Raw genomic sequence first — 4,545 nt, 5'->3', positions numbered from 1 at the left:
CCACCGGCTTCTGCGCCGGGCTGGTCCCCGGCATGCACCCCGGCGACCTGGTCGTCGCCGAACACACCCGCGACCCCCGCGGCACGGTGGCCTGTTCCGGCGCCGGGCCGCTCGCCGACGCGCTGGCCCGCGCCCTGCCCGGACGGACCGTGCACACCGGCCTGCTGACCGGCGCCGACCACGTGGTGCGCGGCCCCGAGCGGGCCGCCCTGCGCGCGACCGGGGCCATCGCCGTGGACATGGAGTCCGCGGCCACGCTGTGGACCGCCGCGCGGCTGCCGGTCGCCCCTGCCGGACCGGGCGACCCGGCCGGGCGGCGTCCGGTTGCGGCCGTCCGGGTGATCGTGGACGCCCCGGAGCACGAGCTCGTCCGCATCGGCACGGTCCGCGGTGGAATATCGGCCTTCCGCGTACTGCGTACCGTACTGCCCGCTTTTCACGACTGGCACCGTTCTTTGCTGCTCCCCAGGAGGTGAGCCAGATGGCCATGCCGCTGCGACAGTCCATCAGGGTCGGGACCTATCTTTTCGAACAGAAGCTCCGCAAGCGGGACAAGTTCCCGCTCATCGTCGAGCTGGAGCCGCTCTACGCGTGCAACCTGAAGTGCGAGGGCTGCGGGAAGATCCAGCACCCGGCCGGGGTCCTCAAGCAGCGGATGCCCGTCGCGCAGGCGGTGGGCGCGGTCCTGGAGTCCGGCGCGCCGATGGTGTCCATCGCCGGCGGCGAGCCTCTGATGCACCCGCAGATCCACGAGATCGTGCGGCAGTTGGTGGCCCGGCGCAAGTACGTCTTCCTCTGCACCAACGCCCTGCTGCTGCGCAAGAAGATCGCGGACTTCACCCCCTCGCCGTACTTCGCCTTCGCCGTGCACATCGACGGGCTGCGCGAGCGGCACGACGAGTCGGTGGCCAAGGAGGGCGTGTTCGACGAGGCGGTGGCGGCCATCGAGGAGGCCAAGCGGCGCGGCTTCCGGGTGACCACCAACTCCACCTTCTTCAACACCGACACCCCGCAGACCGTCATCGAGGTGCTGAACTACCTCAACGACGAGCTCAAGGTGGACGAGATGATGATCTCGCCCGCGTACGCCTACGAGAAGGCCCCCGACCAGGAGCACTTCCTCGGCGTCGAGCAGACCCGCGAACTCTTCCGCAAGGCCTTCGCGGGCGGCAACCGGCGCCGCTGGCGCCTGAACCACTCCCCGCTCTTCCTCGACTTCCTGGAGGGCAAAGCGGATTTCCCGTGCACCGCCTGGGCCATTCCGAATTACTCCCTCTTCGGCTGGCAGCGGCCCTGCTACCTGATGAGCGACGGATATGTTCCGACGTACCGGGAACTCGTCGAGGAGACCGACTGGAACAAGTACGGCCGCGGAAAGGACCCGCGCTGCGCCAATTGCATGGCGCACTGCGGTTACGAGCCCACCGCCGTCCTCGCCACCATGGGATCGCTGAAGGAATCCCTGCGCGCCGCCCGGGAAACGCTGTCGGGGAGCCGGGAGAAGTCGGCATGACTGCGGACGGTGACACGGGAGGGCCGCCCGGGGCGGGCGGCGCGGGCGGGAAGGGCCGTGCGGGAGGGGAGGGCGGTGCGGGCGGTGCGGGCGGTGCCGGCGGGAGGAAAGCCGCGGGAGGGAAGGAATTCGACCTCGGCGCCCTGCTGGCCGAGCGCGGCGGCGAGCGCTACGACCTGCACGCCCGCCACCTCAACCCCCAACTGCCCCGGATGCTGCACACCATCGGCTTCGACAAGGTCTACGAGCGGGCCGAGGGCGCCCACTTCTGGGACGCCGAGGGCAACGACTACCTCGACATGCTCGCCGGTTTCGGCGTGATGGGCCTCGGCCGCCACCACCCGGTGGTCCGCAGGGCCCTGCACGACGTGCTCGACGCCCAGCTCGCCGACCTCACCCGGTTCGACTGCCAGCCCCTGCCCGGGCTGCTGGCCGAGCGGCTCCTCGCGTACAGCCCCCACCTGGACCGGGTCTTCTTCGGCAACAGCGGCACCGAGGCCGTGGAGACCGCCCTGAAGTTCGCCCGCTACGCCACCGGTCGCCCCAGGGTCCTCTACTGCGAGCACGCCTTCCACGGGCTGACCGCCGGCTCCCTGTCCGTCAACGGCGAGAGCGGGTTCCGTGACGGCTTCGCCCCCCTGCTGCCCGACACCCGGATCGCGCTCGGCGACCTCGCGGCGCTGGATCGGGAGCTGCGGCGCGGCGACGTCGCGGCCTTCGTCGTCGAGCCGATCCAGGGCAAGGGCGTCCACGAGGCCCCGCCCGGCTTCCTGCGCGCCGCGCAGGAGCTCCTGCACCGGCACAAGGCGCTGCTCATCGCGGACGAGGTGCAGACCGGACTGGGGCGGACCGGGGACTTCTACGCGTACCAGCACGAGGAGGGCGTGGAGCCGGACCTCGTGTGCGTCGCCAAGGCCCTCTCCGGCGGCTACGTCCCGGTCGGCGCCACGCTCGGCAAGGACTGGATCTTCAAGAAGGTCTACTCGTCCATGGACCGGGTGCTGGTCCACTCGGCGAGCTTCGGCTCCAACGCGCAGGCGATGGCGGCCGGGCTCGCCGTGCTGTCGGTGATGGAGGACGAGTCGGTCGTGGCCAACGCCCGCGCCATGGGTGATCTGCTGCGCAGCCGGCTGGCCGCGCTGGTGGACACGTACGAGCTGCTGCACGAGGTGCGCGGGCGCGGCCTGATGATCGGCATCGAGTTCGGCCGGCCGTCCTCGCTCGGGCTGCGCAGCCGGTGGGCCATGCTCCAGGCGGCCCGCAAGGGACTGTTCGCGCAGATGGTCGTGGTGCCGCTGCTCCAGCGGCACCGGATCCTCACCCAGGTCTCGGGCGACCATCTGGAGGTGATCAAGCTGATCCCGCCGCTCGTCGTGGACGAGGCCGACGTGGACCGGTTCGTGACCGCCTTCCGCGAGGTCATGGACGACGCCCACGGCGGGGGCGGGCTGATGTGGGAGTTCGGCCGGACGCTGGTCAAGCAGGCCGTCGGCAACCGCTGACGGTCCTGCCCTCCCCCCCTGCTGATCCGTTTCTCCTCAGTCGAGCAGGCGGTCCCGGAGCCGGTCGAGGGTCTCGGGGGTGAGTCCGAGGCCCTCGGCGAGGTAGTCCTCGATGCTGCCCCAGGTCTCCTCCATGGCGTCGAAGGCCGCGGTCAGGTACTCGGCGCGGGCGTCGAAGAGCGGCGCGAGCAGCTCCATGACCTCGGGGGAGCGGGCCTCGGGGGCGTCGCTGCTGCGGCGCACCCGGTAGCGGCGGTGCGGGGCGTTGGACTCGACGTAGTCCGCCACGATCGCCTCGCGCTCGACGCCGAGCGCGAGCAGGGTGACGGCGATCGAGAGGCCGGCCCGGTCCTTGCCGGCCGCGCAGTGCATCAGCGCGGGGAGGCTGTCCTCGGCGAGGGCGTGCACGACCCGGCTGTGCTCGGCGGTGCGGGTGGCGATGAGCTCCCGGTAGGACGTCTTCATCCGCTCGGCGCCCCGGTCGTCGCCGAGCAGCTCGCGCAGCTGGCCGGCATTCCCCTCGCGCACCATGGTCCAGAATTCCTTGCCGTCCGCCGGGTCGGACAGCGGAATGTTCACGTTCCGCACGCCGGGGAGTTCCACGTCGAGGCCTTCGAGGGCGTGGTCGGCGGCGTTGCGGAAGTCGAAGATCGTGTGCAGCCCGAGCGAGGCGAGGAATTCTGCATCGGTTTCGGTGGCATGCGCGAGATGTCCGCTTCGGAACAGTAGTCCGGAAGAAACCCTTCGTCCGTCCGTCGTCGGAAGTCCGCCGACATCACGGAAGTTGCGTACGCCGGCCAGCTGCGGCTCGTCGCCGGACTCGGCCGGCGGGGTCCGGGGTATCTGCTGGGTCATGGGGATCTCCTCCAGATCGTCGGGGATGTCCAAATTTGGACCGCTTGGCGGCAACTTGCCGCCGGGGGAGGGGAGATCGAGTCCCACCCCGTGAGCCAGATCATACGGTGACCGTGCGTGCCTGATCACCGGGCCCGAATTGCCCTGCGCGGACGGCTGTTGCCGGGAGGGAATAGACGGAGGGTGACGGGAATTCCTTTGATCCCTCACCTCCGGGAAACTCATGGGTAATTCGTGGCTTGTTCCGCGTGGCCCGGCTGGATTACGTTCGCCACCGATCCGGATGGACCGCCGAATCCTGCCCCATCCGGGATACACACCCGATCATCAACATGCGCGGCAGGAGCGGGGGAACCAGGTATGCCGCCGATTCGGATCACGGTCCGAACGGCTTGGGGTCAAGCCGTCACCGCACGGCCGGACATCTCCAGTCCGCACCCGACAGCTCACCTCGCAGGCGCCGGAGAGGAATTCACCATGGCCGCAAAGGGTAAGCACCGACGCCCCAAGTCCCGCTCGATCCCGCGCGGTTTCGCCGCCGCCGGCACCGGCGGTGCGGCGCTCGCACTCCCGCTGTTCGGCGCCGCAGGCGCCCACGCGGCCCCCGCCCCGGCCGAGGCTCCCGCCACCGCCCCGGCCCTCCCCCCCTCCCTTATTCACAACCGACGCCGCCGA

At 70.6% G+C, this 4,545-nt stretch carries 4 protein-coding genes, 1 pseudogene and 1 riboswitch; of the genes and pseudogenes, 4 read left to right on the top strand and 1 reads right to left on the bottom strand.

Annotated features, from left to right (window positions below; translation table 11 throughout):
• From GPJ59_RS33890 to GPJ59_RS33880, 3 genes are all read left to right on the top strand, one after another.
• Window positions 1-476: phosphorylase family protein (locus GPJ59_RS33890; RefSeq protein ID WP_219671783.1), on the top strand; the 476-nt coding region annotated here is incomplete at its 5' end.
• A 5-nt stretch (window positions 477-481) separates the two neighbouring features.
• Window positions 482-1,513, top strand: coding sequence for an adenosyl-hopene transferase HpnH (hpnH, locus tag GPJ59_RS33885; protein ID WP_219671781.1), 1,032 nt, complete (start codon window positions 482-484; stop codon window positions 1,511-1,513).
• The gene (locus GPJ59_RS33880; protein WP_258025321.1) at window positions 1,510-3,015 is read left to right on the top strand and encodes an aspartate aminotransferase family protein; all 1,506 of its coding nucleotides are present in this window, start codon (window positions 1,510-1,512) and stop codon (window positions 3,013-3,015) included. The genes hpnH and GPJ59_RS33880 overlap by 4 nt, the downstream gene beginning before the upstream one ends.
• 36 nt (window positions 3,016-3,051) lie before the next feature.
• Here GPJ59_RS33880 and GPJ59_RS33875 read toward each other — a convergent pair whose 3' ends face one another.
• Entirely contained in the window at window positions 3,052-3,870 is an 819-nt protein-coding gene (locus tag GPJ59_RS33875) for a tyrosine-protein phosphatase (RefSeq protein WP_219671779.1), read from the bottom strand.
• Between the two features lie 307 nt (window positions 3,871-4,177).
• Window positions 4,178-4,345, top strand: a riboswitch (cyclic di-AMP (ydaO/yuaA leader).
• Between the two features lie 2 nt (window positions 4,346-4,347).
• Here GPJ59_RS33875 and GPJ59_RS33870 point away from each other — a divergent pair.
• Window positions 4,348-4,545: pseudogene (locus tag GPJ59_RS33870) on the top strand (hypothetical protein); the annotation flags it as partial.

The sequence above is a fragment of the Streptomyces bambusae genome (assembly GCF_019400985.1).
GTDB lineage: Bacteria > Actinomycetota > Actinomycetes > Streptomycetales > Streptomycetaceae > Streptomyces > Streptomyces bambusae_A.
Note: the sequence above shows the minus strand (reverse complement) of the source record. Positions and strands in the feature narration are given on the sequence as shown.

What these genes read in the sequence shown, in the direction of transcription:
- hpnH (WP_219671781.1), top strand. Translation starts at nt 482, where the DNA reads ATGGCCATGCCGCTGCGACAGTCCATCAGGGTCGGGACCTATCTTTTC.
- GPJ59_RS33880 (WP_258025321.1), top strand. Translation starts at nt 1,510, where the DNA reads ATGACTGCGGACGGTGACACGGGAGGGCCGCCCGGGGCGGGCGGCGCG.
- GPJ59_RS33875 (WP_219671779.1), bottom strand. Translation starts at nt 3,870, where the DNA reads ATGACCCAGCAGATACCCCGGACCCCGCCGGCCGAGTCCGGCGACGAG.